The following is a 26,293-nucleotide window of genomic DNA, read 5'->3' on the forward strand; positions in this document are numbered from 1 at the left end:
CCTCGGCGACTCATCCACTACAGGGCCTCGCGCATGCCGCAACCGTATATCTTCAGAACTGTCGACCTGGATGGCCAAAGCATCCGTACCGCAGTTCGCCCCGGCAAGCCGCACTTGACGCCATTGCTGATTTTCAACGGCATTGGCGCCAACCTGGAGCTGGTGTTTCCGTTCATTCAGGCGCTTGACCCTGACCTGGAGGTGATCGCCTTCGATGTTCCCGGGGTCGGCGGCTCATCCACGCCCAAGCGCCCCTACCGTTTCCCCGGGCTGGCCAAGCTCACTGCACGCATGCTCGATTACCTCGACTACGGCCAGGTCAATGCCATTGGTGTGTCGTGGGGCGGTGCACTGGCCCAGCAGTTCGCTCATGACTACCCCGAGCGCTGCAAAAAACTGGTACTGGCCGCCACCGCCGCAGGTGCGGTGATGGTGCCGGGCAAGCCCAAAGTGCTGATGCTGATGGCAAGCCCACGGCGCTATGTCCAACCGTCCCATGTGATTCGCATCGCTCCGCAGATCTATGGCGGAGCCTTTCGCCGCGACCCGGACCTGGCAATGGCGCATGCCGCCAAGGTGCGTTCCTCGGGCAAGCTCGGGTACTACTGGCAGCTATTTGCCGGCCTCGGCTGGACCAGCATCCATTGGCTGCACAAAATCCAGCAGCCGACCCTGGTGCTGGCCGGAGACGATGATCCGTTGATCCCGCTGATCAATATGCGCCTGTTGGCCTGGCGCATTCCCAATGCCCAGCTACACATAATCGACGACGGTCATTTGTTCCTGATCACCCGGGCCGAAGCCGTTGCTCCAATCATCATGAAGTTTCTCCAGCAAGAGCGCCAACGTGCCGTTATGCACCCTCGCCCAGCACCTACCTGAGGCGTTGCGTCCACTTGAGTCTGTGGCAAGACGCCCGCGACATGAGATTGGTGTCGCTCTTGCATTGATCTGTTAGTTGATGGCCTGACGACGGAGTGTTGCCTGATGAAAGACAAACCCGCGAAGGGGTCGGTACCGGTCCCCGCTTCGTACATGAACGTGCAGAACGCAATCACCGGCCTGCGTGGTCGCGACCTGCTGTCGACGTTGCGCAATGTCAGCCGCCACAGCCTGCGCCATCCGTTGCACACGGCCAAACATATGCTCGCCCTGGGCAACCAGTTGGGCCGGGTGCTGCTCGGCGACACCCCGCACCAGCCAAGCCCACGCGACAATCGCTTCAATGACCCGGCCTGGCAGCTCAACCCCTTTTACAGCCGTGGCCTGCAAGCATATCTGGCCTGGCAGAAGCAAACCCGCAAATGGATTGATGAAAGCCAGCTGGACGCCGATGACCGTGCCCGCGCACATTTCATCTTCGCCTTGCTCAACGATGCGATGGCTCCGACTAATTCCTTGCTCAACCCGGCCGCCGTCAAAGAGCTCTTCAACTCCGGTGGCCTGAGCCTGGTGCGCGGCCTCAACCATCTGCTCGACGACCTGCGTCATAACGATGGCTTGCCGCGCCAGGTCAATCCCGAGGCGTTCGAAGTGGGCCGCAACCTGGCCACCACCCCCGGCGCGGTGGTGTTTCGCAATGAACTGCTGGAACTGATCCAGTACAAGCCAATGAGCGAAAAACAGTACGCCCGGCCAGTGCTGGTGGTTCCGCCGCAAATCAACAAGTTCTATATCTTCGACTTGAGCCCGGCCAACAGCTTTGTGCAGTACATGCTCAAAAATGGCCTGCAGACCTTCATGATCAGCTGGCGTAACCCCGACCCGCGGCATCGTGAGTGGGGCTTGTCGAGTTACGTCGAGGCACTCGAAGAGGCCATGAATGTGTGCCGGGCAATCACCGGCAGCCGCGAAGTCAACCTGATCGGCGCCTGCGCCGGCGGCCTGACCATGGCGGCCCTGCAAGGTCACCTGCAGGCCAAGCGGCAGTTGCGCAGGGTCAGCAGCGCCACGTACCTGGTGAGCCTGCTCGACAGCCAGATCGACAGCCCCGCCAGCCTGTTCGCCGACGAGCAGACCCTGGAAGCAGCCAAGCGCCGCTCCTATCAACAGGGTGTACTCGATGGCCGGGAGATCGCCAAGGTCTTCGCCTGGATGCGCCCCAACGACCTGATCTGGAACTACTTCGTCAATAACTACCTGCTGGGCAAAGCACCGCCGGCCTTCGACATTCTCTACTGGAACAACGACAACACCCGCCTGCCCGCCGCCTTGCACGGCGACCTGCTGGACTTCTTTAAGCACAACCCGCTGACCCACGCCGCTGGCCTGGAGGTCTGTGGCACCCCGATCGATTTACAGAAGGTCAACGTCGACAGCTTCAGCGTTGCTGGCAGCAACGACCACATCACCCCGTGGGATGCGGTGTACCGCTCGACCTTGCTGCTGGGCGGCGAAAAACGCTTCGTCCTGGCCAACAGTGGCCATGTGCAAAGCATCCTCAACCCGCCGGGAAACCCCAAGGCCAACTACGCCGACAACCCGCGCCTGAGCAGTGATCCACGGGCCTGGTTCTACGACGCCAAGCAGATTGAAGGCAGTTGGTGGCCGCAGTGGCTGGAATGGATACAGGCGCGCTCTGGCGCCCAACGCGAAACCCTGATGACCCTGGGTAACCAGAACTACCCTCCCATGGACCCCGCACCCGGAACCTATGTCCAGGCGCGCTGAACAAGTAGAACGGATGAAAACCCGCGACCGAATTCTCGAGTGTGCCCTGCAGCTGTTCAACCAGCAGGGCGAACCGAATGTCTCGACCCTGGAGATCGCCAATGAGATGGGGATCAGCCCGGGCAACCTGTACTACCACTTCCATGGCAAGGAGCCGTTGGTGCTGGGTTTGTTCGAGCGTTTCGAAGACGAACTGACACCCCTGCTCGACCCGCCGCTGGAGGTGCGCCTGGATGCCGAGGACTATTGGCTGTTCCTGCACCTGATCGTCGAGCGCATGGCCCAGTACCGTTTCCTGTTCCAGGACCTGTCGAACCTTACTGGCCGCCTACCCAAGCTGGCTCGCGGCATGCGTAACCTGCTCAATGCCCTCAAGCGCACCCTTGCAGCACTGCTTGCCAGCCTCAAAGCACAAGGCCAGGTGGTCAGCGACACACGCGCGCTGGGACAGCTGGTGGAACAGATCACCCTGACGCTGCTGTTCTCACTGGATTACCAGCGTGTGCTGGCCCGTGATGGCGAGGTCGGTGTGGTGGTGTATCAGGTGATGATGCTGGTGGCGCCGCATCTGGAAAACGGCTCGCGGCATGCGGCTGAACAGCTAGCACTGCGGTATCTGGATGGCTGAAAAGCATCGCGGGGCAAGCCCGCTCCCAGCGAATACCACTGTGGGAGCGGGCTTGCCCCGCGATAAAGCCCAGATCAGTTCTGACTGATCGGGCTTACGGCTGCCGACGGTGCCGGCGCGACAGGTGCTGCCGTTACGACAGGCGCTGCGGTAGCTGCCGGTGCTGCACTGGCAGCAGGTGCTGCTGGTTTGGCGGCGGCAGGTTTGGCCGGCGCTTTTTTCACTGCAGGCTTTTTCGCCGCTGCCGGCTTGGCTGCTGCCGGTTTCGCTGCGGCTTTGGCGGCTGGCTTGGCTGCAGGTTTTGCCGCTGGTTTGGCTGCCGCGGTTTTCGCTGCAGGCTTGGCCGCCGCTTTCGGCGCGGCCTTGGCCAGTGGCTTGGCTGCAGTTTTGCTCGCTGCCGGTTTGCTGGAGACCGACTTGACCGAAGCGCCGGTCAGTTTCTCGATCTGCTTGGTCAGGGTATCGACCTGCTGGTGCAGTGCCTTGACTTCATTGCGGCTAGGCACGCCCAGACGCGAGATCGCACTGTTCAGGCGCTTGTCGAAAGCCTCTTCGAGCTCGCTCCATTTGCCCAGCGCGCGGTCTTTCACATCGCCCACCCGAGAGGTGGCCGACTTGGCCGACGTCTTGGCCGCATCGACAGAACTCTTGGCCTGTTTTTCAGCCTTCTCGCCATCTTTGACCAGCGACTCGAACAGCTTGCTGCCGTCCTGATCGATCTTGGAGTAGATACCCAAGCCAGCCAGCCAGATCTTGCGGGAGTACTTCTCGACCCCACCGACCCAGGAGCTGCCTTCTTTTTCGCTATTCTTCTTGCCAGCCATCCCGCTCTCCTTATTGTTTACGTGCGACACGTTCAAGCAATGCCGTCAGCTCGTCGAGCTTGACAGAGAGTGTCTCCACGTCATGTTTAGACGGAATACCGATGCGATTCAAGGCGCTGGCAACCCGTGAGTCGAAAGCCTTTTCGATTTTATCGAGCTGAACTTCGACCTTGCCTTTGACGCTGCTGATCTCACCCTTGACCGAATCGATCTGGCTGTTGGCGGCATCGAGCTCATGGTCGATGCGTTTCTTGCCACGCTTCTCGACCGTCTCGCCAGCCTTGACCAGCTCTTTCAGGTAGTCAGCACCTTCCTGACCAACCCGGGCATAAGCACCCAGACCCGCCAGCCAAATTTTGCGCGCGTAGCCGCGCACTTCACCCAGCGTGCTCTGGGCGTCGTCTTTTTTCTTCAGAATCACTTTTGCCATGCTCTGCACCTCACGCTCGAAAGATATGGAGGAACTGCCCATGGAAGCTGGGCTTGAGCATAAGGTAGGGAGAAAAATTAGAATCCTCACCCTAAGGAGGGAAATTTTCGGTAGGAGCGGGCTTGCCCCGCGATATCGGTGTGTCAGACATATCGCTATCGCGGGGCAAGCCCGCTCCTACCGGGTGTTTCAAGTCAGTGCTTTGTCGAGCGCTCGCTCGATCTCGCTCTTGATGGTTGCGCCCATCATCGACAGCATCATGCCGAGCTTCAGTTCGACCTTGATGGTGTCTTCACCGATCTGCACGCTGCCCGAGGCACCACTGCGTTTGACCTCGACACGGTCACCGTTCCAACGGGCGCTGAGGTCGTACTCACGCGCCAGCTTGTCGACCAGAGCCTGGGCCTTTTCCCGCGCCGCTTCGCGGCCCAGGCTGTGTTTGCGCTCAACGCTGATCTGGGTCATTCATTCAATCCTGAGTTCAGAGGCATACTTCTATTATGCCCGCGCCCTGACCTGCGACACACCCCGCCAAGACAAATCCGACCGTACGCCCTAGAATGGCCAGTAATTTTTTCCGGTGAAGCGATATGAACGACCAGCGCAAAGGCGACCACGCCGAACCCACCACCCATTTCGGTTACCAGAACGTGCCGGAAAGCCAGAAAGCAGAGAAAGTCGCTGAGGTTTTCCATTCGGTAGCAGCCAAATACGACTTGATGAACGATGTGCTTTCCGGCGGTATGCACCGCTTGTGGAAGCGTTTCACCATCGAGCTGTCTGGCGTGCGCAGCGGCAACCGTGTGCTCGACATCGCCGGCGGTACTGGCGATCTGGCCGCCAAGTTTTCCCACCTGGTCGGCCCAACCGGCCAGGTAGTGCTGGCCGACATCAACGAGTCGATGCTCAAAGTCGGTCGCGACCGCCTGCTCGACCGTGGCGTGGCTGGCAACATTGAATTCGTCCAGGCCGATGCCGAGAAGCTGCCGTTCCCGGACAACCACTTCGATTGCGTCACCATCGCCTTCGGCCTGCGCAACGTCACGCACAAAGACGAAGCCATCCGCTCAATGCTGCGGGTGCTCAAGCCCGGCGGCCGCCTGCTGGTGCTGGAATTCTCCAAGCCGACCAGCAAGCTGATGTCCAAGGTCTACGATGCCTATTCGTTCGCCTTCATGCCGCTGGCCGGCAAGCTGATCACCAACGACTCGGAAAGCTACCGTTACCTGGCCGAATCGATCCGCATGCACCCTGACCAGGAAACCCTCAAGGCCATGATGGTCGATGCCGGTTTCGACCGTGTGACCTACCACAACATGACCAGCGGCATCGTCGCCTTGCACCGCGGTATCAAGCCCTGATGCTCCTGGCCGGCGTACTTGCCAGCGTCGAGCACGGTTTGAACCGTGTCTTGCGCCTGGACAGCACTGCGCTGCCGCGCCTGGCGTCGCTCGATGGCAAAGTGATTGCCATCGACTGTCGCCAGCCGGCAATGCAGGTGTTCATTCTGCCCAGTGATGAAGGCTTGATGCTTGCCTCGCACTGGGCCAATGCGCCCGACTGCACCTTGCGCGCTCCTGCCAGCAGCCTGCTGCGTTTGGCCCTGAGCCAGGACAAGAGCGCCGTGCTGCACAGCCCGCAGGTTGAGCTCGAAGGCGACAGCGCCGCGCTGCTGGACCTGGTCGCCGTGCTTCAGGACCTGGAGCTGGACTGGGAGTACGAAGTCTCGCGCTGGCTTGGCCCGGTGGCCACGCAACTGCTCAGCGGTCACCTGCGCAGCCGCGCCAGCTGGACGCGCCAGGGCCTGGCCGCGATCAGCCAGAACCTCTCTGAGTACCTGGCCGAAGAAGCCCGTACCCTGGTCGGTCAACGCGAAGCTGAAGCCCGCTTCAGTGAACTCGACACCTTGAAAGTCGATATCGAACGCCTCGAGGCGCGCATTGAGCGCCTTGCCCGATCCCTTGATACCAGCGATAACGCATGAAGCTGCTTGCCGTCCGCCGTCTGTTTCGCATCCAGCGCGTGGTCATCCGCTACCGCCTCGATGACCTGCTGTTCGACCTGCCCCTGCCCTGGTGGCTGATGGCCTTACGGCACGTGATGCCCTGGCGCTGGCTGCCACGCAAACCGCTGGACCTCAGCCGTGGCGCGCGGTTGCGCCTGGCCCTGCAGGATCTTGGGCCGATTTTCATCAAGTTCGGCCAATTGCTGTCAACCCGCCGCGATCTGCTGCCTGAAGACATCGCCGACGAGCTGATGCTGCTGCAAGACCGCGTACCGCCGTTCGACCCGCAAAAAGCCGTGGCGATGATCGAAGAACAGCTCGGGGCGAAGATCAGCGAGGTGTTCAGCCGCTTCGACGTCGAGCCACTGGCCTCGGCCTCGGTCGCTCAGGTGCATGCGGCCAAGCTCAAGAGTGGCGAAGAGGTGGTGGTCAAGGTCGTGCGCCCTGGCCTCAAGCCGATCATCGCCCAAGACCTGGCCTGGCTGTTCCTGATCGCCCGCGGCGCCGAGCGGGTGTCGGCCGATGCCCGTCTGCTGCACCCGGTAGAAGTGGTCAGCGATTACGAGAAAACCATCTACGACGAACTCGACTTGCTGCGCGAGGCGGCCAACGCCAGCCAGCTCAAGCGCAACTTCGAAGGCTCGGAGATGATGTACGTGCCCCAGGTGTACTGGGACTGGTGCCGCCCCAAGGTGCTGGTAATGGAGCGCATCTACGGCATTCAGGTGACCGACCTGGCAACCCTCGCCGACCAGCGCACCGACATGAAACTGCTGGCCGAACGCGGTGTGGAGATCTTCTTCACCCAGGTGTTCCGCGACAGTTTCTTCCATGCCGACATGCACCCGGGCAATATTTTCGTCAGCACCGTCAAACCGTGGAGCCCGCAGTACATTGCGATCGACTGCGGTATCGTCGGCAGCCTGACGCCGGAAGACCAGGACTACCTGGCGCGCAACCTGTTTGCCTTCTTCAAACGCGACTACCGCCGCGTGGCACAGCTGCACATCGACTCGGGCTGGGTCCCGGCGCATACCAAACTCAACGAGTTCGAAGCGGCGATCCGTACCGTTTGTGAGCCGATCTTCGAAAAACCGTTAAAAGATATTTCTTTCGGCCAGGTACTGATGCGCCTGTTCCAGACGGCGCGGCGCTTCAACATGGAAGTGCAGCCACAGCTGGTGTTGCTGCAAAAAACCCTGCTTAACATCGAAGGCCTGGGCCGTCAGCTGTACCCCGAACTGGACCTGTGGAGCACCGCCCAGCCGTTCCTGGAGCGCTGGATGCGCGAGCGAGTCAGCCCCAAGACCCTGCTGCAGAACCTGCATGGCCAGGTTGAGCAGATCCCACACCTGGCCGGCATGACCCGTGACCTGCTGGAGCGCATGTCGCAACCGCACCAGGCCGAAGCCTCTGGCCAGAAGAACGTCGATGGCTGGGCCTTGCGTCTGCTCGGTGCCGGCCTGCTCGGCGGTGGCGCCACCCTTGCCGCCGGTGCGGTCAGCCTCAGTGCCCCGGCGGCCTGGCCGGCCTGGCTGATGCTCGCCGCAGGCCTGTACCTGATCGTGCGTCGATAGCCAGCCGGGCCGCCGACTGGCACACTAGCGCAAGAAGTCGGAGGCGGATCGGGCCTCTAGTTTTGGAGTCGTACATGAAAGACTGGCTGGACGAGATCAAGTGGAACAGCGATGGCCTGGTACCGGCTATCGCCCAGGACCACAAGACCGGGCGCGTGCTGATGATGGCCTGGATGAATCGCGAGTCGCTGGCCCTGACGGCCGCCGAGCAGCGGGCCATCTATTGGTCGCGCTCGCGTGGCAAACTGTGGCGCAAGGGCGAAGAATCCGGGCACGTGCAAAAACTGCATGAAATGCGCCTGGACTGCGACGCCGATGTGATCATCCTGATGGTCGAGCAACTGGGGCATATCGCTTGCCATACCGGTCGCGAAAGCTGCTTCTACCGTGTGTACGAAAACGGCGAGTGGAAGACCGTCGATCCCGTCCTCAAAGACCCTAACGCCATTTACCACGCAGGACACTGACATGAGCGACACCCTGAACCGCCTGGCCGAAGTGCTGGAAGCGCGCAAAGGCGCCGAACCTGACAGTTCCTACGTGGCCAGCCTTTACCATAAAGGCCTGAACAAGATTCTGGAAAAGCTCGGCGAAGAGTCGATCGAGACCATCATTGCTGCCAAGGATGCCGCCCACAGCGGAGATTACAGCGATGTCATCTACGAGACCGCCGATCTGTGGTTCCATAGCCTGGTCATGCTCGCCCAACTGGGCCAGCACCCTCAAGCGGTGCTGGATGAGCTGGATCGCCGCTTCGGCCTGTCCGGGCACGCCGAGAAAGCCGCACGTCAGCCATCGGCCTAACTGAATTAAATCGAGGGATTGCACCATGGGTATTTTTGACTGGAAACACTGGATCGTCCTGTTGGTCGTGGTGGTACTGGTGTTCGGTACCAAGAAGCTGAAAAACTTCGGCAGCGACCTGGGTGAATCGATCAAGGGCTTCAAGAAAGCCATGAACGAAGAAGAAACCAAACCGGCCGAACAAACCCCACCGCCGGTGCAACCCGTTCAGCCACAAGCCACTTCGCCATTGAACCAGCCGCAAACCATCGACGGCCAGGCGCACAAGGTCGAAGAGCCGATCAGGAAAGATTGATCAATGTTCGGGATCAGCTTCAGCGAACTGTTGCTCGTGGGCCTCGTCGCCCTGCTGGTACTCGGCCCTGAGCGCTTGCCGGGGGCCGCGCGTACGGCTGGCCTGTGGATTGGCCGTCTCAAGCGCAGCTTCAATAGCATCAAGCAGGAAGTGGAACGCGAAATCGGCGCCGATGACATCCGCCGTCAATTGCACAACGAGCACATCCTCTCCATGGAGCAGGAAGCGCGCCGGATCCTCAACCCGCAGAGCGTCAGCCCTGAAGCCCCTGCGGCGCCGGTAGCCAACAGCGAAGCCGTCCCGCCCTCACCTGTCGCCAGCGCCGAAAGCACACCGGCTGCCAGCGCAACCACCGAACCGACACAGCCGCCGCGAGCCCCATGAGCGATATTCCGGAAAACGACCAGCCGATGCCGCTGGTTTCGCACCTCACCGAGCTGCGTACGCGCCTGCTGCGTTGCGTCGCGGCCATCTTCCTGATCTTCGCCGGGCTGTTTTCCTTCGCGCAGCAGATCTACACCCTGGTGTCGGCGCCACTGCGTGAGCACCTGCCGGCCAACGCCACGATGATTGCCACCGACGTGGCCTCGCCGTTCCTGACGCCGTTCAAGCTGACCATGATCGTTTCGCTGTTTCTGGCGATCCCGCTGATTCTCCAGCAGATCTGGGGCTTTATCGCACCGGGTCTGTACCGTCATGAAAAGCGCATTGCCATCCCGTTGCTGATCTCCAGCATCATCCTGTTCTACGCCGGGATGGCCTTTGCCTATTTCCTGGTGTTCCCGCTGATTTTTGGTTTCTTCGCCAGCGCCACCCCTGAAGGGGTGTCGATGATGACCGACATTGCCAGCTACCTGGACTTTGTCATGACCCTGTTCTTTGCCTTCGGCGTGGCCTTCGAGATCCCCGTTGCGGTGGTCTTGCTGGTGTGGATCGGCGTCGTCGATGTGAAGTACCTGAAGAAGATCCGTCCGTACGTGATCATCGGCTGCTTCGTGGTCGGCATGATCCTTACGCCACCCGACATCTTCTCGCAGACCTTGCTGGCGGTGCCCATGTGGCTACTGTTCGAGATCGGCGTGTTGTTTGGCGGGCTGATCCGCAAGCGCGGCGAGCATCCGGAAGACGCCACTGACGACCACAACGACCAGCCGCCAGCGACTCAACCGTGAACCTGCTGTTACTCGAAGAAGCCGATTTCATCGCGGCCGATCGCGTCGTTCTGGCTGATCGGCGCTTTACCCACATGCAGGAGATTCACCGTGTAGCCGTCGGCGATACGCTGCGCGTCGGACGCATTGGCGCACGCATGGGCGAAGCCCGGGTAGAGCGTCTGGAAGGCCATGAGGCGGAATTGTCGGTCACCTTCGACCGCGAACCGCCGACCAAACTGCCGTTGACTCTGGTGCTGGCCTTGCCACGCCCGAAGATGCTGCGCCGGGTGTTCCAGACCGTCGCCACCATGGGCGTGCCGAAACTGATTCTGGTCAACAGCTACCGGGTCGAGAAAAGCTTCTGGCAAACACCGTTCCTGGAGCCCGAGGCGATCCGCGAGCAGCTGATTCTGGGCCTGGAACAGACGCGTGACACGGTGCTGCCCGAGGTCATCATCGAAAAGCGCTTCAAGCCGTTCGTCGAAGACCGCCTGCCCGCCATCGCTGAGGGTACCCTCGGTCTGGTCGGCCACCCCGGGCCATTCCCGCCCTGCCCGCGTGGTCTGAACGAGCCCGTTACCCTGGCAATCGGCCCGGAAGGCGGCTGGATTCCCTACGAGATCGACTTGCTGGGCAAGGCCGGTCTTACCCCCGTGCAACTGGGTGAGCGCATTCTGCGCGTAGAGACTGCAGTCACCGCCTTGCTCGCTCGTCTGTTCTGACTTCAGTTTTGCGATCTGGCGCCGATGCAAGGGCACCAGAACAACAAATCGCCTCGCCGATCGCATTGGAGTCCCACCATGTACCGTTGGTTAGCCCAGCACCTGAGCAACGTGAGCGTCAATCGAAAACTCGGCATCGGCTTCGGCCTGGTTCTGCTCCTGACCTTGAGCATTACCCTGACCGGCTGGCAGGGCGTTAACGGCATTATCAACCGTGGCGACACCCTGGGTGGCATCTCCCAGGTGCTGCAGGCCACCCTTGAACTGCGCATCGCCCGGCAAAACCTGCAGCTCAAGGCTGATGACGCCTCGGCGCAGAACCTCGAAAACGCCCTGGCGAACCTTGAGCGTCAACTGCAGCAGGTTGGCCAACGCATTGTCCTGCCCGAGAACCTGCGCCGCATCGAGCAGCAGAAAGAAGCCGTGCGCCAGTACCGCCTTGCCCTCGACAGTGCCGAGAAAGCCGCGCGCCAGCGTGAGGCCGCCCGTGCAGTACTGGGCAGCAGTGCCGATGAAGCGGCAAAGCTGACGACCGAGGTCGAGCAGCAGTTGCTCAGCGGTAGCGACCTGAACCTGTTCAACAGTGTCGTGGGGGCAAACAAACTGCTGCAGCAGGCACGCTTCCAGGTGCGCGGCTACACCTACAGCGGCAAGGCCGAGTTTCAGCAAACCGCGCTTGAAGCCATTGACCAGGCCGTCTCCCAACTCAAGACGTTGGCCGATGTACTGCCAGCGAGCTACACCGGCAATCTCAACCAGGCGGCTCGCGCGCTGGGCAATTACCGAGCGGCGGTGATCGAGTTCGGCAGCGCACAAAATGCCTCGGAACAAGCTGCTCAGCAAATGGCTGCGCAAGGCCAGATCCTGCTGGAGCAAAGCCAGCATTTGACCAGCACACTGACGCAACTGCGCGACGAAGAATCGCAACATGCGAAATCCACGCTCACCCTGGCCACGGCGATTGCCTTGCTGTTCGGCATGCTCGCTGCCTGGGCCATCACCCGCCAGATCATTATTCCGCTGCGCCAGACCCTCAATGCCGCCGACCGCGTTGCCAGTGGCGACTTGCGCCATGATCTGGTGGTCGAGCGTCGTGACGAGTTGGGTCAGTTGCAACACAGCATGCAACGCATGACTGTCAGCCTGCGCGAGTTGATTGGTGGCATCGGTGACGGTGTCACGCAGATCGCCAGTGCAGCTGAAGAGCTCTCGGCGGTGACCGAGCAAACCAGCGCCGGGGTCAACAACCAAAAGGTCGAGACCGATCAGGTGGCCACCGCCATGAACGAAATGGCGGCCACCGTGCAAGAAGTCGCACGCAATGCCGAAGAAGCCTCGGAGGCCGCTCTGGTGGCCGATCAGCAGGCCCGTGAAGGCGATCGTGTGGTCGGTGAAGCCATTGCCCAGATCGAGCGCCTGGCCAACGAAATGAATCTCTCCAGCGAGGCGATGGGCCTGCTCAAGAGTGAGAGCGACAAGATCGGCAGCGTGCTCGATGTCATCAAGTCGGTCGCCCAGCAAACCAACCTGCTGGCCCTCAACGCGGCTATCGAAGCTGCCCGCGCAGGCGAGGCCGGACGTGGCTTTGCCGTGGTCGCCGATGAAGTGCGCAGCCTGGCTCAACGCACCCAGCAATCGACCGAAGAGATCGAAGCCTTGATTGCCGGTTTGCAAAGCGGCACGCAACAGGTCGCCAGCACCATGGATGCCAGCCGCAACCTGACCGATAGTAGCGTCGAGCTGACCCGTCGCGCCGGCACTTCTCTGGACACCATTACCCGCACCGTCTCTTCGATCCAGGCCATGAACCAGCAGATCGCGGCGGCAGCCGAGCAGCAGAGCGCGGTGGCAGAAGAGATCAACCGCAGCGTCATGAACGTGCGCGACGTGTCGGACCAAACCTCCGCTGCCAGCGAGGAAACTGCAGCCTCCAGCGTCGAGCTGGCACGCCTGGGCACTCACCTGCAGGGCCTTGTAGGCAAATTCCAGCTCTGAGCTAAACAACCTGTGCTACCGCATTGTGTAGCACAGGTTGGACCTCTCGCCGTTCAGGCAATCTGCCTTTGGGCAACCTTCCTACATACCCCGAAATTCAGCCGTTTTCCTGACCTATCAGGGCGAAATCTCCTACACGGTTTGCAGGTCTAGGCCGCTGCATGTCTGCCGATCAGCAAGGGGCAGCGCCTGAACCCTTCATGGCGTCTGCTCCCCAAAACTGCAGGAGCCCCTCCATGTTCGGAGCTATGAATCGGATGCTAGGCAACATGAGCGTCAGGCTGAAACTGACCCTGGCTTTTGCCTTGGTCCTGGTACTGACACTATTGATCACCTTCAGTGGCTGGCACGCGCTGGAAGGCGCCATTGTGCGCTCGGAAAAACTTCAGGAAATCGCCCACCTCAACGCCACGGGTAAAGACCTCAGGGCCGAACGCATCACCTTTCGGGTACTCAGTGATGCCCAGAGCAAGGCCCAGGTCGAGCAGTCACTGGCCGCCCTGCACACACTGCTGACAAGCATGCGCGAGCGCTATGAAGCGCCCGAAGATCGGCAGATGATTGCCAGCATGCTGCAAACCGTTCAGGGCTTTACCCAGGGCTTTGCACAACTGCAGCAAGCGGTAGCGTTACGCCTTACGCGACAACAGGCCATGCACGCGGCTGAACAGCGCCTGGTCGAACTGAGTGACGCGCTGCAGAGCCAGGTGCTGGTGAACCTGCGCGACGATAGACAACAAAGCGCCCAAGGCCGTCTGCTGAACCTGATCGAAGCCTTCACGCGACACATCGACGTCGCCAACCAGCAGAGCCTGGCACCGGCCTATACCTTCGACCCCATCGACAGCTACAGCGCTGTCGGCCAGATTGCCGTCGAGGCCGCTGTGCAGGCCGTTGTACAACTGGCGCAACTGATGCAGCAACACGGCCTGTCAGGGACCGCGCTGGATAACCTGCGCTCGGCACTCTCTGGCTATCAAAGCAGCCTTGATCAGTATCGTCGCGCTGCCATTGAGGTGGAGCAGCTGCAGGGCCGCCTGGAACAGCTAGGCATCCAGCTGCGTGATACCAGCGGTGCACTGAGTGAACACCAGATCGAACAGCGCGACACTGAAGCGGTACAGGCCGAGGCGGGCCTGACGCTTCAGGCCGCCTTGGCGTTGATCTTTGGCAGCCTGGCCGCGTGGTTGATCACCTTGCAGATCACCACACCGCTCAAACACACGCTGGCGTTGGCCGCCCGGATTGCCAAGGGCGACCTGCAGCACGCCGAGAAGGTCCAGCGACGCGACGAAATGGGCCAATTGCAGAACAGCATGTATGCCATGACCCTGAGCCTGCGCGAATTGCTCGGCGGTATCGACCAGGGCATCAGCCAGTTGTCTGCGGCAGTCGAGCAGCTGGCGGCGGTCAGCGAACAGACCAAGGTCAGGGTCGCCCAGCAAAAAGATGAAACCGACCAGGTTGCCACGGCCATGAACCAGATGAGCGCCACCGTTCATGAGGTTGCGCGTAGTGCCGAACAAGCCTCACAAGCGGCGACCGCGGCGGACCAGCAGGCACAACTCGGTGACCGCGTGGTAAGCGAGGCAGTGGAGCAGATTGAAGAGCTGGCCAAACAGATGGACCACTCGATCAGCGCCATGCATCAACTGGCCGGTGAAAGCCAGCGTATCGGCAGCATTCTGGATGTGATCAAGTCGGTGTCGGAGCAAACCAACCTGCTGGCACTCAACGCGGCCATCGAGGCCGCACGGGCGGGGGAAGCGGGACGTGGCTTCGCCGTAGTCGCCGATGAAGTCCGCGGGTTGGCGCAACGCACCCAACAATCAACCGAAGAGATCGAATTGTTGATCGGCAACCTGCATGAAGGCACCGATCAGGTTACCCGCCTGCTCGACAACAGCAAGAACCTGACCCGCGACAGTGTCGAATTGAGCCGCAAGGCAGGCGACGCGCTGGGGCAGATTACCCACACGGTGTCGAACATTCAGGGGATGAACCAGCAGATTGCCACGGCCAGCGAAGAGCAGAGTGCCGTTGCTGAAGAGATCAACCGCAGTGTGATCAACGTACGCGAAGTGTCGGACCAGACCAGTACAGCCAGTGAACAAACGGCGGCGTCCACGGCTGAACTGGCACGGCTGGGCCGTCACCTGCAGACACTGGCAGGACGCTTCAACCTGTAACCCTGTAGGAGCGGGCTTGCCCCGCGATTGCGGTGTGTCAGGCATACCGCAATCGCGGGGCAAGCCCGCTCCTACCGGGTTACAGCACCTGGCGCAGGAAGGCTTGGGCCCGCAGGTCTTTGGGCGAGGTGAAGAACGCCTCAGGCGGCGAGTCTTCCAGCAATTTGCCATGGTCGAAGAACAACACGCGGTCCGCCACTTCACGGGCGAAGCCCATTTCGTGGGTCACGCAAACCATGGTCATGCCTTCCAGGGCCAGGGTTTTCATGACGTCGAGTACTTCCCCGACCATTTCCGGGTCGAGCGCCGAAGTGGGCTCATCGAACAACATGACTTTCGGGTCCATCGCCAACGCCCGGGCAATGGCGACCCGCTGCTGCTGCCCACCGGACAGGCGCGAGGGGTATTCATTGGCCTTCTGGCCAATACCGACTTTCTCCAGCAATGCACGGGCCTTGGCCTCACGCTCAACCTTGCTGCGTTTACGCACCACTTTCTGCGCCAGGCACAGGTTCTCCAGCACGGTCATGTGCGGGAACAGGTTGAAGTGCTGAAACACCATGCCGACTTCACGGCGGTAGGCGTTGACGTCGGTCTTCGGGTCAGCCAGTTGCAGACCATCGATTGCCACAGTGCCTTCGTCGAACGACTCCAGGCCGTTAAGGCAACGCAGGAAGGTCGATTTGCCCGAGCCCGAAGGCCCTAGCACCACCAATACTTCACCCTTGGCCACGTTGGTGCTGACGTGATCGACAGCACGCACCACTTGGCCCCGGGTATCGAAGACTTTTACCAGATCACGGACTTCAATCACTTTGCGCAAGCCTCCGCTCAAGCCGGCCAGCAATCTGCGACAGCGGCAGGTTGATCAACAGGTACAGCCCGGCGACGCAGAACCAGATCTCGAACGTCGAGAACGAGGTGGTGATCGCTTCGCGGCCGCTCTTGGTCAGTTCGGTAATGGCAATCACCGACACCAGCGAGGTGTCCTTGACCAGGCTGATGAATTGCCCGGCCAGCGGTGGCAGCACGCGTTTGAAGGCTTGTGGCAGCACCACATGGCGCATCGACTGACCGGCGCTCAAACCCAACGAACGGGCCGCTTCGCCCTGCCCTTTGGCGATCGACTGCACACCAGCACGGACGATTTCGGCAACATACGCGCCGGTGAACAAGGCCAGCGCAGCCACCCCGGCAAACTCGCGGGAGAGGTTGAGCACCGTACCGATGAAAAAGTAGAAGATAAAGATCTGAACCAGCAGCGGCGTACCGCGCACCAGCTCGACATACACCGTCGACAGGTCGCGCAGGGTCGGGTTGTTGGACAACCGGCACAACCCGGCGAACAAGCCGATCACCAGGCCCAGAATGCCCGAGGCCACAGAAATCCAGATCGTGGTCCACAGGCCCCAGGCCAGCGGGCCTGCAGCCCAGTGATGGGTCACACCGATCAGGTCGCCTTCAGCCACGTCGTCACCGCGCGACAGCAACAGGCTGGCCGATTCGACGTCGAACACTTGCTCGCCACCACTTTCGTCGCGCAGCGTAACGCTGGCCATGTCACCTTTGTTGGTGATCGACTCGATGGTGCCATTCTCGCTTGCGCGCTGGGCCACTTCGGCCTGGTAGGCGAAATACTGCGGCACCCGATTCCAGCTCCACTCATAGGAGATCGTCGAGGTCGCGTAGTACAGGCTCAGCGCCAGGCCCACCAGAACCAATGCGGTCAGCCCGTGCCAGGGCCACTGGGCTTTCTTGTGTTTGATCACGTCAGGGTACTTCCGTAAAAGCGAACGCGCAGGGCTTGGCCTGCGCGTCGGGTTTCAAACCGGGCGTGGTGCCTCGGCCTTATTCCATGTCCTTGAGCCAGGCGGTGTCCTTGAACCACTTGTCGTGGATGCGATCGTAGGTACCGTCGTGCTTGATCTGGTGCAGGAAATTGTTGATGAAGTTCAGGCTGTCGTAGTCGCCTTTCTTCAGGCCAAAGGCCAGGGGTTCGAAGGTGAACGGCTTGTCGAGGAACAGCAGCTTGCCCGCACCGGCTTTGTTGACTGCAACGACGTTGTACGGCGCGTCGTAAACGAAGGCATCGGCCTTGCCGTTGACCACGTCCATCACCGCTTCTTGCTCGTTGTCGTAACCGTGGTACTTGGCTTTGCCGATCAGCTTCTTGGCGACCATCTCACCGGTGGTACCGAGCTTGGAGGTCAGGCGGTACTTCTCGTTGTTCAAGTCTTTGTAGGACTTGATTTCGCCAGCCAGTTCCTTGCGGATCAACAGGGTTTGACCGACCACGATGAAGGGTTCGCTGAAGTTCAGCTTCAGGTTGCGCTCTTGAGTCAGGGTCATGCCGCTGCTGATGATGTCGAACTTGTCGGTCATCAGGGCCGGAATGATGCCGTCGTAGGCGGTGGAAACCATCTCCAGCTTGACGCCCATGGACTTGGCCATGGCCTTGAGGATATCGACTTCGAAGCCGACGATTTCGCCGCGCTTGTTGGTCATCTGGAACGGCATATAGGTCGGGTCCATGCCCGCACGCAGGGTACCGCGCTTGACCGCCTCATCAATAGCGCCGGCCGCCTGTGCGGCATTGACTGCCATCAGTGCGGTGACGCCGACCAGCAGCATCGACAGATATTTCTTGAACATCACCAGATCCCCCAGCAAGAAAGCTCGAATTTTATTCTTGGCGCGAACCGTCCTACAGACGGGTGCGAGATATCGGGAGGGATGCTAACGCATGGACAGCGTTGTGGGTATCAGAAAAAGGGCTTAAACAAAACGCGGGGCAAGCCCGCTCCTACAGGGTGTAGGAGCGGGCTTGAACTGGTCAAGTAATCCTGGACACCCGTTAAGGTTTACGCCGCCAGCTTCTCTGCCTCGACCGGCGACCGGTATCCGTTGTAGCTGTGAGGCCTAGTGGTGTTGTAGCGGGTGATAAAGCGCTGCACATCCATTCGGGCCTCATGCTCCGAGTCGTAGCCATCTTCGGGTACCCACTCAGATTTCAGGCTTCCAAAAAACCGCTCCATCGGGGCGTTGTCCCAGCACTCGCCTTTACGGCTCATGCTCTGCCGGTGCCCATGCTCGCGCAGCTCATTTCTGAACTTGTGGCTGGTGTACTGACAGCCTTGGTCAGAGTGAAATAGCACACCCTTGGGGCGTCCGCGCAGCTCGGTTGCCATGCGTAAGGCCGCGCAGGTCAGTTCAGCATCCGAGATCATCGAGAACGACCAGCCGACAATCCGCCGTGCAAACAAGTCCAAGACAGCCGCGAAGTACAGCCAGCGCTTACCAGCCTTGATGTACGTTACATCTCCGCACCAGACCTCATTTGTCGCCCGCACATCGAATTGCCGTTTGAGCTCGTGCGGTGCGGTCAGGGCTTCAACGCCTGAAGATTTGTATTTGTGGCGTCTGCGTTGACGGCTGCTGATCCCAGCTTCTTGCATCAGGCGGCGCGCCTTGAAGCGGCCGACTGGGTGTCCACTGGCTTGCAGCATCTTGGCCAAGGTGCGCGAACCTGCCGCCCCTCTCGACTCACGATGATGTCTGATCAACTGGGCCTTGAGTTTTTCCCGTCCGGGGTAACGCCGGTCCTTACGCTGGCGCCAGCAGTAGAAACTGCTGCGGCTGACCCCAAGCACCCGACAACACTCATTAACGCCGTATTGCTCACCCAGCTCATCGATCAACGCGAGTGATCTTTGGCGTCCAAAAGCAGGAGAGCGCTGGCCTTTTTTAGGATTTCGATATCCCGGTCTTTCTGCTTGAGCAGGGCTTTGAGCCGTTGGATTTCCTGCTGGTCTGCCGTTATTGCCTTGGCACCCACAGGGGTTAAGCCTTGACGCTCCTGGCGCAGTTGATCGACCCAACGACGCAACGCTGTAGGGCCAATGCCTAAACTGGCACAGACCTGTGGAACTGATTGGCCTTCGTCCAGCACCATGCTGGCCGCCTGTAGCTTGAAGTCACTCGAGTAAGAATTACGCATATCCAAACACCTCAGGTTTGGGCGCCATCATAGCGCCCGATTGAGGTGTCCAGGATCATTAGGCCAGTTCAGCTTGCCCCGCGATCAATCAGGCGCTGGCCAAAGAAGGCTGCGCCTCAGGCTCCGGATGCAGAGGCAGCAACGGCGAGTGCGGATCGTTGGCGATCGACTTGCGCCAAACGTCCAGCCAGGCCTCGTTGCTCTCAGCCCAGACCCGGTTGTGCAGGCGCGCCAAGGCGACCGGATCACTGAGCAGGGCCAGACGGGTATTGCCGTCCAGATTGCCTGGGCCGACCTCCAGCGCCTTACCGATACGCTCGGCACGCAACGCCTCGATCGGCGCCGCGACACCGTGACGCGCCGTGGCCAGGGCACAGGCCAGGGCGTTTTGCTGCGGATCGACCACCGCCCGGGCAAAACCGTCGTGCATGGCGTGCCAGCGGTTCTCGTGGGTGTACTCATCGGTTGCCAGTAGCTCGCGTGGCGTCGCGTATTCCTCAGGGATCAGGAACAGGCTTTCATCCTTGGCACGCAGGCCCAGGTGCACGCGGCTGGAGATCACCGACACCGGGATCGACAGCATCAGCGAACCGACAATCGGCACCAGCCACCACAGGAAGCTCGGGTTCAACCACGCCACCAGCAGAGCCCAGGCCACACCCAGCAAGGTTTGCGGGCCATGACGGCGCACCGCCTCGCTCCACGGCGTGGAGTCATCGTCACGTTGCGGCGAGTTCCAGGTCGCCGCCCAGCCGAGGAACGCGGCCAGAACGAAACGGGTGTGGAAAATCATCCGCACCGGCGCCAGCAGCATGGAGAACAGCATCTCCAGCAGCATCGACAGGGTGACTTTGAAGCGCCCACCGAACTCTTTCGCACCCTTGGCCCAGATCAGGATGACGCTGAGCAGTTTGGGCAGGAACAACAAGACAATGGTGGTGGAGAACAGCGCAATGGCCTTCTCCGGATGCCACTGTGGCCACAACGGGTAGAGCTGACGCGGCTCAAGGAAGTACTGCGGCTCCATCAGGGTGTTGGTCGCCAGCAACGCCGTCGACAGCACCAGGAAGAAGAACCATAGCGGTGCCGACAGGTACGACATCACGCCGGTGAGGAACACCGCACGGTGCACCGGGTGCATGCCCTTGACCAGGAACAGGCGGAAGTTCATCAGGTTGCCGTGGCACCAGCGCCGGTCGCGCTTGAGCTCATCGAGCAGGTTGGGCGGCAGCTCTTCGTAGCTGCCCGGCAAGTCGTAGGCAATCCACACGCCCCAGCCGGCACGGCGCATCAGCGCAGCTTCGACGAAGTCGTGGGAGAGGATCGCACCGGCGAACGCACCCTTGCCCGGCAACGGCGCCAGGGCGCAGTGCTCGATGAACGGCTTCATGCGGATGATCGCGTTGTGCCCCCAGTAATGCGACTCACCCAGCTGCCAGAAGTGCAGGCCAGCGGTGAACAGTGGGCCGTAGACGCGCGTTGCGAACTGCTGCATGCGCGCATACAGGGTATCCATGCCCGAGGCTTTCGGCGCGGTCTGGATGATCCCGGCATCCGGGTTGGCTTCCATCAAGCGCACCAGGCTGGTCAGGCATTCGCCACTCATCACGCTGTCCGCGTCGAGGACCACCATGTAACGGTAGTCGCCACCCCAGCGACGGCAGAAGTCGTCGAGGTTGCCGCTTTTGCGTTTCACCCGGCGACGACGGCGACGGTAGAAGATCCGCCCGAAGCCTTTGGCTTCACGGCAGACTTCCAGCCACGCCTGTTGTTCGGCCACGGCAATATCGGTGTCGTTGGTGTCACTGAGGACAAAGAAATCGAAGCGGTCCAGGTCACCGGTGGCGGCAACCGACTCGAACGTCGCGCGCAAGCCGGCAAACACCCGTGGGACGTCTTCGTTGCAGATCGGCATGACGATGGCGGTACGCGCACCGGCCTCGATCGGCTCGTTACCGGCGCTGCTGCCGGAAATGCGGTACTTGTCGCGCCCGGTCAACAGCTCAAGAAAGCCCATCAACGCCGTCCAGAACCCGGCTGACACCCAGCAGAACAGGATGCCGAACAGAATCAGGATGCTGGTCTGCAGCGCATACGGCCAGACCTGGGTGATGGTCTGCATCAGCGACTGGTGCATGACTTCATCAAGGTCCACAAACGACCAGCCCTGGTACGGCAAGATGCCTTTCATGTACCAACCGGCAACGATGGTCTGCCCGAGCATCAGCGCCAGCAGAATGTAGCGGCGCATCGAGCCGACCCAGCGCCAGCGCGCCTTTGGCAGCTCGCGCTTGGGCGGGGGCGGCGCGTTGGTGCGCCCGGTCAGGCGGCGCCAGGCGCGGATCAGAATATTGGTGCGCCACGGCTCGGGAATCACCCGTGTGCGGCGGATTGGCGGCGTCGCTTTCAGGCACACCCGGCCACTGGCATCGACGGCCAGCATCTCGGCGTCGTGCATGTCCTGGGCGCAGGTCAGCGTCAGCCGCTCACCCACCGAAGCCTGTACGGCTTCGGCGTCACGGGTGCCCGGCTGCGCCGACAATCGTTGATGCAGCTCGCTGAACGAGGTGCAGCTGGCAAGTTCTGCCCGCTGCTCATCGCTCAGTGGTAAGTGGGCCAGGTATTCGCCAAGCGATTCTGGCCGTGCTTGAGAGTTACTCATCGGCAGGCAACTGATAGCTCCAGGTCTCGGTCAGCACCTGTTCGGTGGTGGCCGGTGCCCCAGTGGTGGACGCCGCATCGGCGGCAGGTTGCTCGGCAGGTTTCTCGGCTTTGGCGGTCTTGGCCGCAGCCTTGTCCTGTTTAGCCGGCTTGGCAGGCTCGACCGGAACGTCACGCAGCAGCGCTGCACGCATTTCAACGGACTTGCTCGGATCCTTGACGTTCATCCGCAAGGTCAGGCGCCAGCCTTTGATTTCCGGGTTGTAGCGCAGGTTATTTTCCACCAGTTCAGCGTTGTCACCAAGGCTGACCTGACTACGAACAGCAGTGTCTTCCGGCAGTTTAGCCAGCACCGGGCCTTCAAAGTCGACCAGGAAGGCAATGCTGCCGTCTGGCTGGCGAATCAGGTTGGACTGCTTGACGTCACCGGTCGAACGCAGGGTCTGCTTGACCCAACCCAGGTTCGGCGAGTGGAACTCGGACTCGTCGATAGTCCAGTGTAGACGGTAGGCGTATTCGAACGGCGTACCTGGCTCCGGCAGCTTTTCCGGGCTCCAGAAGGCAACGATGTTGTCGTTGGTTTCATCGGCGGTCGGAATCTCGACCAGATCGACGGTACCCTTGCCCCAGTCACCCACCGGCTCGATCCAGGCACTTGGGCGCTTCTGGTAGTTGTCATCGAGGTCTTCGAACTGGCTGAACTCGCGCTGACGCTGCAGCAGGCCGAAACCACGTGGGTTTTCAACGCTGAAGTTGCTCACGGCCAGGTGTTTCGGGTTGTTCAGCGGACGCCACAGCCATTCGCCATTGCCGGCATGGATCGACAGGCCTTCGGAGTCGTGCAGGGCCGGACGGTAGTTCGGCACCTTCGACGGCTGGTTGCCACCGAACAGGAACATGCTGGTCAGCGGGGCGATGCCCAGGCGGCTGACGTGGTCACGCAGGAACACCTTGGACTTGACGTCGACAATGGTGTCGCTGCCCGGACGCAGGGTCAGCTTGTAGGCGCCGGTGGAGCGCGGCGAGTCGAGCAGCGCATAGATCACCAGGTGCTTGTCGGTAGGCTTTGGCTTCTCGATCCAGAACTCGGTGAAGCGTGGGAACTCTTCACCCGACGGCAGCGCGGTGTCGATCGCCAGGCCACGGGCGGACAGACCGTAGACATGGCCCTTGCCGACGACGCGGAAATAGCTGGCCCCCAGCAGGGTCATGATTTCATCCTGCTTGTCGGCCTTGTTGATCGGGTACAGCACGCGGAAACCGGCGTAGCCGAGGTTTTCGGTGGCCTTGGCATCGAACTGCACGTTGCCGAAATCGAAACGGCTCGGGTCGTACTTGATTTCCTCGACCTTGGTCGCGGTCACTTCGTTGATTTTCACCGGCGTGTCGAAATGCATGCCCTGGTGATAGAAGGACAGCTTGAACGGCGTCTTGTCGTTGGCCCACTCGGCTTTTTCCGAGCGGAAGCGGATCTGCTGGTAGTCGCCGTACTTCATGTCACGGAACACGGCTGGCAAATTGCTTTTCGGCGCCTCGTACTTTTGCCCGGCAAGATCCTTCGCCTTGGCCGCAACATCGTCAAGGTTGAACGCCCAGAGCTGGCCAGCGCTGAGCAGGCCTACCAGTGTTGCGCCTGCCAACAAGGCTTTACGCAGCCGATTGCCAGAGGTTATTGGTGCATTACAGGGACTTACAATCACGAGCAACCCTCGCCGAAAACAGATCAATAAACCAACGGCCAGCTACAAATGCCAGGTTGGCGAGCACTGTTCGGACTCCGAAAGGGCGCAATGATTCCCCAAACGGTTCCGGACAGTCTCAAGTCAGAGTAAAACGAACCTACGAACGCAGGTCCTTAAAGCGCGCGATTATCCAGCAGGCTGCGTTACAACGCATCAGGCCAAGCAAACTATTTATGCTACAAACCCCCTTGTTTTCGTGCAAACAGGGGTTTTTTGCCATCAGATTTGTAACATAAATGTTACCGGGCCATCATTGACCAAATGCACCTGCATGTCAGCCCCGAACAGACCGCTGGCTACCGTGCCATGCTGCGCCTGTGCCCGGGCCAATAAATAGTCAAACAGTTCGGCACCGAGCGCCGGAGGCGCCGCGGTGGAAAAGCTTGGACGCAGACCACTTTGGGTATCTGCGGCCAGGGTGAACTGCGAAACCAGCAGCAACCCGCCGTCGATATCCTTGAGCGACAGGTTCATCTTGCCCTGCGGGTCGCTGAACACCCGATAGTTAAGCAGCTTATGCAGCAATTTATCGGCGTGCGCCTGGGTGTCGCCCGGCTCGACGGCGACCAACACCAACAAACCCTGGTCAATCGCCCCTACGGTTTTGCCTTCGACATCGACCCGCGCACCACGTACGCGCTGCAGCAGCCCCTTCATGCTTCTTCCAGAGGCAGATCGAGCAAACGCCGGGCCATCTGGTCGGCAGCACGCACCAACGCATCGGTAATCCCCGGCTCGGAGGCAGCGTGACCAGCGTCGCGAATCACCTTCAATTCGCTGTTCGGCCAGGCCTGGTGCAGCGCCCAGGCGTTGTCCAGCGGGCAGATCACGTCGTAGCGGCCATGCACGATGACGGCTGGCAAATGAGCGATCTTGGGCATGTCACGGATCAGTTGGTCTGGTTCAAAGAACGCATTATTGGTGAAGTAGTGGCATTCGATACGGGCGATCGACAGTGCCCGCTGTGGTTCAGAGAACCGATCGACCACCAACGGGTTAGGGCGCAGCGTTGCAGTGCGGCCTTCCCAGGTGGACCAGGCCTTGGCTGCATGCATCTGGGCAATCTGGTCGTTGCCGGTCAGGCGCTTGTGGAAGGCTTTGACCAGGTCGCCGCGCTCTTCGGCCGGAATCGGCGCGATATAGTCCTGCCAATAGTCCGGGAACAAGCGGCTGGCGCCAGCCTGGTAGAACCATTCGATTTCTTGCGGGCGGCACAGGAAGATACCGCGCAGAATCAGGCCGTGAACGCGCTCGGGGTGCGTCTGGGCATAGGCCAGGGCCAGGGTCGAACCCCAGGAGCCGCCGAACAGCACCCACTTTTCGATACCCAGGTGCTTGCGGATGCGCTCCATGTCTTCGACCAGGTGCCAGGTGGTGTTGTTTTCCAGGCTGGCATGGGGAGTGGAGCGCCCGCACCCACGCTGATCGAAGGTGACGATCCGGTACAGGTTGGGATCGAAGTAGCAACGGCTCTGGGCATCACAGCCAGCACCCGGGCCGCCATGGATGAACAGTACCGGCAGACCCTCCGGCGAACCGCTCTCGTCGACATACAGCACATGCGGTGCTTCCACGGCCAGATCGTGCCGTGCGTAAGGTTTGATCTGCGGGTACAAGGTCTGCATTACGCACTCCGTGTGGGAATTATTCTGCCGTTGGGCATCATAAACCTGAATTGCGCTTTGAGCATGTCCCTGTGTTGCGCACAGGGACGTTATTGCTCGCTTTGCCGGTTCCCACAGGTGTCAGTACAGACGAATCGATTGAGGTCGGGGCGTTGGCTCCCTCCCAAGATCAGGCCTGGTAACGCTCCCGTCCCCAGGCCAGCACTGTCTCCAGCAATTTACGCAACACCACCTGGGTCGGTTGCGCCAGGTCTTCGCGATACTTGAACGGCTCGACCTCTTCCATATAGGTGCTCTGCGCCAACTCCAGCTGCACGGCATGGATATTGTTGGCCGGGTCGCCGTAATGGCGGGTGATGTGGCCGCCTTTGAAGCGGCCATTGAGTACGTGACTGTACTGCTTGGCTGTGGCGCAGACGTCTTGCAGTCGTTCGGCAAGCTGAGGATCACAACTGGCGCCATTGAAGGTGCCAAGGTTGAAGTCGGGCAGTTTGCCTTCGAACAGGTGCGGGATGTGCGAGCGGATCGAGTGCGCATCCCACAGCAGCGCATAGCCGAACTGCTCGCGCAGGCGCGCCAGCTCTTTGCCGATCGTCTCGTGGTAAGGACGCCAGATGTTGTCCAGGTACTCGGCACGCTCTTCCGGCGAAGGCTCCTTGCCCGCCTGGAACAGCGGCTCGCCTTCAAACAGTGTGGCTGGATACAGGCCTGTAGTAGCCCCGGCGTACAGTGGTTTATCGTCGTCCGGGCGGTTCAGGTCGATCACAAAGCGCGAGTATTCAGCCGCTACCACACTGGCACCCAGCTCACGGGCAAAGTCGTACAACTGCGGAATATGCCAGTCGGTATCGGGCAGGCTTTGCGCTTGCGCTACCAATCCGGCCTTGACCACCGGCGTCAGGCGCAGGCCGGCGTGCGGCATGCTGATCAGCAGCGGCAGGCTGCCTTGGTGAAAGCTCAGTACCTTGTCCATAG

The 26,293-nt window shown here is 60.8% G+C and carries 27 protein-coding genes and 2 pseudogenes; 16 read left to right on the forward strand and 13 right to left on the reverse strand.

The annotated features are described in order from the left end of the window. Positions 1 to 33 precede the first annotated feature (33 nt). The 3 genes from phaZ to ACP6KB_RS25750 all read left to right on the forward strand — a co-directional run bounded on the left by phaZ (position 34) and on the right by ACP6KB_RS25750 (position 3,298). Positions 34 to 882 (forward strand): poly(3-hydroxyalkanoate) depolymerase, encoded by an 849-nt coding sequence (gene phaZ / locus ACP6KB_RS25740; protein WP_442110388.1) that lies wholly within the window; start codon positions 34 to 36, stop codon positions 880 to 882. 105 nt (positions 883 to 987) lie between these two features. Further along, positions 988 to 2,670, forward strand: a complete 1,683-nt coding sequence (gene phaC, locus ACP6KB_RS25745; protein ID WP_442110389.1) for a class II poly(R)-hydroxyalkanoic acid synthase — start codon at positions 988 to 990, stop codon at positions 2,668 to 2,670. Between the two features lie 13 nt (positions 2,671 to 2,683). Beyond that, positions 2,684 to 3,298 (forward strand): TetR/AcrR family transcriptional regulator, encoded by a 615-nt coding sequence (locus ACP6KB_RS25750; protein WP_442110391.1) that lies wholly within the window; start codon positions 2,684 to 2,686, stop codon positions 3,296 to 3,298. 74 nt (positions 3,299 to 3,372) lie between these two features. Here ACP6KB_RS25750 and ACP6KB_RS25755 read toward each other — a convergent pair whose 3' ends face one another. The 3 genes from ACP6KB_RS25755 to ACP6KB_RS25765 all read right to left on the reverse strand — a co-directional run bounded on the left by ACP6KB_RS25755 (position 3,373) and on the right by ACP6KB_RS25765 (position 5,017). After that, positions 3,373 to 4,122: a phasin family protein gene (locus ACP6KB_RS25755; RefSeq protein ID WP_442110393.1), complete on the reverse strand. Its 750-nt coding sequence runs from the start codon at positions 4,120 to 4,122 to the stop codon at positions 3,373 to 3,375. Between the two features lie 10 nt (positions 4,123 to 4,132). Then, positions 4,133 to 4,552 carry a phasin family protein gene (locus ACP6KB_RS25760; protein ID WP_442110395.1) on the reverse strand — a complete coding sequence of 140 codons (420 nt, stop codon included), beginning with the start codon at positions 4,550 to 4,552 and terminating at the stop codon, positions 4,133 to 4,135. A gap of 189 nt (positions 4,553 to 4,741) precedes the next feature. After that, on the reverse strand, positions 4,742 to 5,017 hold the full coding sequence (locus ACP6KB_RS25765; protein ID WP_442110397.1) for a polyhydroxyalkanoic acid system family protein: 276 nt from the start codon (positions 5,015 to 5,017) through the stop codon (positions 4,742 to 4,744). A 125-nt stretch (positions 5,018 to 5,142) separates the two neighbouring features. Here ACP6KB_RS25765 and ubiE point away from each other — a divergent pair, with 125 nt between their 5' ends. The 13 genes and pseudogenes from ubiE (at position 5,143) to ACP6KB_RS25830 (ending at position 15,293) form a co-directional block, all read left to right on the forward strand. Next, entirely contained in the window at positions 5,143 to 5,913 is a 771-nt protein-coding gene (ubiE, locus tag ACP6KB_RS25770; protein ID WP_442110399.1) for a bifunctional demethylmenaquinone methyltransferase/2-methoxy-6-polyprenyl-1,4-benzoquinol methylase UbiE, read from the forward strand. Beyond that, positions 5,913 to 6,536, forward strand: coding sequence for a ubiquinone biosynthesis accessory factor UbiJ (locus ACP6KB_RS25775; protein ID WP_442110401.1), 624 nt, complete (start codon positions 5,913 to 5,915; stop codon positions 6,534 to 6,536). The genes ubiE and ACP6KB_RS25775 overlap by 1 nt, the downstream gene beginning before the upstream one ends. Then, positions 6,533 to 8,134 carry a ubiquinone biosynthesis regulatory protein kinase UbiB gene (ubiB, locus tag ACP6KB_RS25780; RefSeq protein WP_442110403.1) on the forward strand — a complete coding sequence of 534 codons (1,602 nt, stop codon included), beginning with the start codon at positions 6,533 to 6,535 and terminating at the stop codon, positions 8,132 to 8,134. Before ACP6KB_RS25775 ends, ubiB begins: the two co-directional genes overlap by 4 nt. Positions 8,135 to 8,208: 74 nt before the next feature. Then, positions 8,209 to 8,601 (forward strand): phosphoribosyl-AMP cyclohydrolase, encoded by a 393-nt coding sequence (gene hisI / locus ACP6KB_RS25785; RefSeq protein ID WP_133211315.1) that lies wholly within the window; start codon positions 8,209 to 8,211, stop codon positions 8,599 to 8,601. Between the two features lies 1 nt (position 8,602). Further along, on the forward strand, positions 8,603 to 8,938 hold the full coding sequence (locus ACP6KB_RS25790; RefSeq protein ID WP_133211313.1) for a phosphoribosyl-ATP diphosphatase: 336 nt from the start codon (positions 8,603 to 8,605) through the stop codon (positions 8,936 to 8,938). A 25-nt stretch (positions 8,939 to 8,963) separates the two neighbouring features. Beyond that, positions 8,964 to 9,233, forward strand: coding sequence for a twin-arginine translocase TatA/TatE family subunit (locus ACP6KB_RS25795; RefSeq protein WP_010222335.1), 270 nt, complete (start codon positions 8,964 to 8,966; stop codon positions 9,231 to 9,233). A gap of 3 nt (positions 9,234 to 9,236) precedes the next feature. Beyond that, entirely contained in the window at positions 9,237 to 9,617 is a 381-nt protein-coding gene (gene tatB / locus ACP6KB_RS25800) for a Sec-independent protein translocase protein TatB (protein WP_442110406.1), read from the forward strand. Beyond that, positions 9,614 to 10,405: a twin-arginine translocase subunit TatC gene (gene tatC / locus ACP6KB_RS25805; RefSeq protein ID WP_442110408.1), complete on the forward strand. Its 792-nt coding sequence runs from the start codon at positions 9,614 to 9,616 to the stop codon at positions 10,403 to 10,405. Before tatB ends, tatC begins: the two co-directional genes overlap by 4 nt. Beyond that, positions 10,402 to 11,109, forward strand: coding sequence for a 16S rRNA (uracil(1498)-N(3))-methyltransferase (locus ACP6KB_RS25810; RefSeq protein WP_442110410.1), 708 nt, complete (start codon positions 10,402 to 10,404; stop codon positions 11,107 to 11,109). Before tatC ends, ACP6KB_RS25810 begins: the two co-directional genes overlap by 4 nt. A 78-nt stretch (positions 11,110 to 11,187) precedes the next feature. After that, positions 11,188 to 12,249 (forward strand): annotated as a pseudogene (locus ACP6KB_RS25815) (methyl-accepting chemotaxis protein); the annotation flags it as partial. 141 nt (positions 12,250 to 12,390) lie between these two features. Continuing rightward, positions 12,391 to 13,104, forward strand: a complete 714-nt coding sequence (locus ACP6KB_RS25820; RefSeq protein WP_442114382.1) for a methyl-accepting chemotaxis protein — start codon at positions 12,391 to 12,393, stop codon at positions 13,102 to 13,104. A 269-nt stretch (positions 13,105 to 13,373) separates the two neighbouring features. After that, positions 13,374 to 14,435: pseudogene (locus ACP6KB_RS25825) on the forward strand (methyl-accepting chemotaxis protein); the annotation flags it as partial. Between the two features lie 144 nt (positions 14,436 to 14,579). Beyond that, positions 14,580 to 15,293 (forward strand): methyl-accepting chemotaxis protein, encoded by a 714-nt coding sequence (locus tag ACP6KB_RS25830; RefSeq protein WP_442114383.1) that lies wholly within the window; start codon positions 14,580 to 14,582, stop codon positions 15,291 to 15,293. Between the two features lie 79 nt (positions 15,294 to 15,372). Here ACP6KB_RS25830 and ACP6KB_RS25835 read toward each other — a convergent pair whose 3' ends face one another. The 10 genes from ACP6KB_RS25835 to hutG all read right to left on the reverse strand — a co-directional run bounded on the left by ACP6KB_RS25835 (position 15,373) and on the right by hutG (position 26,291). Further along, positions 15,373 to 16,107, reverse strand: a complete 735-nt coding sequence (locus ACP6KB_RS25835; RefSeq protein ID WP_442114384.1) for an amino acid ABC transporter ATP-binding protein — start codon at positions 16,105 to 16,107, stop codon at positions 15,373 to 15,375. Next, positions 16,100 to 17,062: an amino acid ABC transporter permease gene (locus ACP6KB_RS25840; RefSeq protein ID WP_442110412.1), complete on the reverse strand. Its 963-nt coding sequence runs from the start codon at positions 17,060 to 17,062 to the stop codon at positions 16,100 to 16,102. Before ACP6KB_RS25840 ends, ACP6KB_RS25835 begins: the two co-directional genes overlap by 8 nt. Positions 17,063 to 17,141: 79 nt before the next feature. Then, a complete protein-coding gene (locus ACP6KB_RS25845) occupies positions 17,142 to 17,945 on the reverse strand; it encodes a transporter substrate-binding domain-containing protein (RefSeq protein WP_442110413.1) in 804 nt (267 codons plus the stop codon). A 209-nt stretch (positions 17,946 to 18,154) separates the two neighbouring features. Next, complete coding sequence (locus ACP6KB_RS25850) at positions 18,155 to 18,991, reverse strand: IS3 family transposase (RefSeq protein WP_442107850.1); 837 nt, start codon at positions 18,989 to 18,991, stop codon at positions 18,155 to 18,157. Next, positions 18,988 to 19,290, reverse strand: a complete 303-nt coding sequence (locus tag ACP6KB_RS25855) for a transposase (RefSeq protein WP_442107852.1) — start codon at positions 19,288 to 19,290, stop codon at positions 18,988 to 18,990. Before ACP6KB_RS25855 ends, ACP6KB_RS25850 begins: the two co-directional genes overlap by 4 nt. Before the next feature lie 88 nt (positions 19,291 to 19,378). Then, positions 19,379 to 21,952, reverse strand: coding sequence for a glucans biosynthesis glucosyltransferase MdoH (gene mdoH / locus ACP6KB_RS25860; RefSeq protein WP_442110415.1), 2,574 nt, complete (start codon positions 21,950 to 21,952; stop codon positions 19,379 to 19,381). Further along, positions 21,945 to 23,651, reverse strand: a complete 1,707-nt coding sequence (locus tag ACP6KB_RS25865) for a glucan biosynthesis protein G (RefSeq protein WP_442110417.1) — start codon at positions 23,649 to 23,651, stop codon at positions 21,945 to 21,947. Before ACP6KB_RS25865 ends, mdoH begins: the two co-directional genes overlap by 8 nt. A gap of 261 nt (positions 23,652 to 23,912) precedes the next feature. After that, entirely contained in the window at positions 23,913 to 24,350 is a 438-nt protein-coding gene (dtd, locus tag ACP6KB_RS25870) for a D-aminoacyl-tRNA deacylase (protein ID WP_442110419.1), read from the reverse strand. Further along, positions 24,347 to 25,318 (reverse strand): prolyl aminopeptidase, encoded by a 972-nt coding sequence (gene pip, locus ACP6KB_RS25875; protein ID WP_133211291.1) that lies wholly within the window; start codon positions 25,316 to 25,318, stop codon positions 24,347 to 24,349. Before pip ends, dtd begins: the two co-directional genes overlap by 4 nt. Before the next feature lie 169 nt (positions 25,319 to 25,487). After that, complete coding sequence (gene hutG, locus ACP6KB_RS25880) at positions 25,488 to 26,291, reverse strand: N-formylglutamate deformylase (RefSeq protein WP_442110422.1); 804 nt, start codon at positions 26,289 to 26,291, stop codon at positions 25,488 to 25,490. Positions 26,292 to 26,293: the final 2 nt, after the last annotated feature.

This window comes from Pseudomonas sp. NUPR-001, assembly GCF_052147955.1.
In the GTDB taxonomy this organism is placed as follows: Bacteria; Pseudomonadota; Gammaproteobacteria; order Pseudomonadales; family Pseudomonadaceae; genus Aquipseudomonas.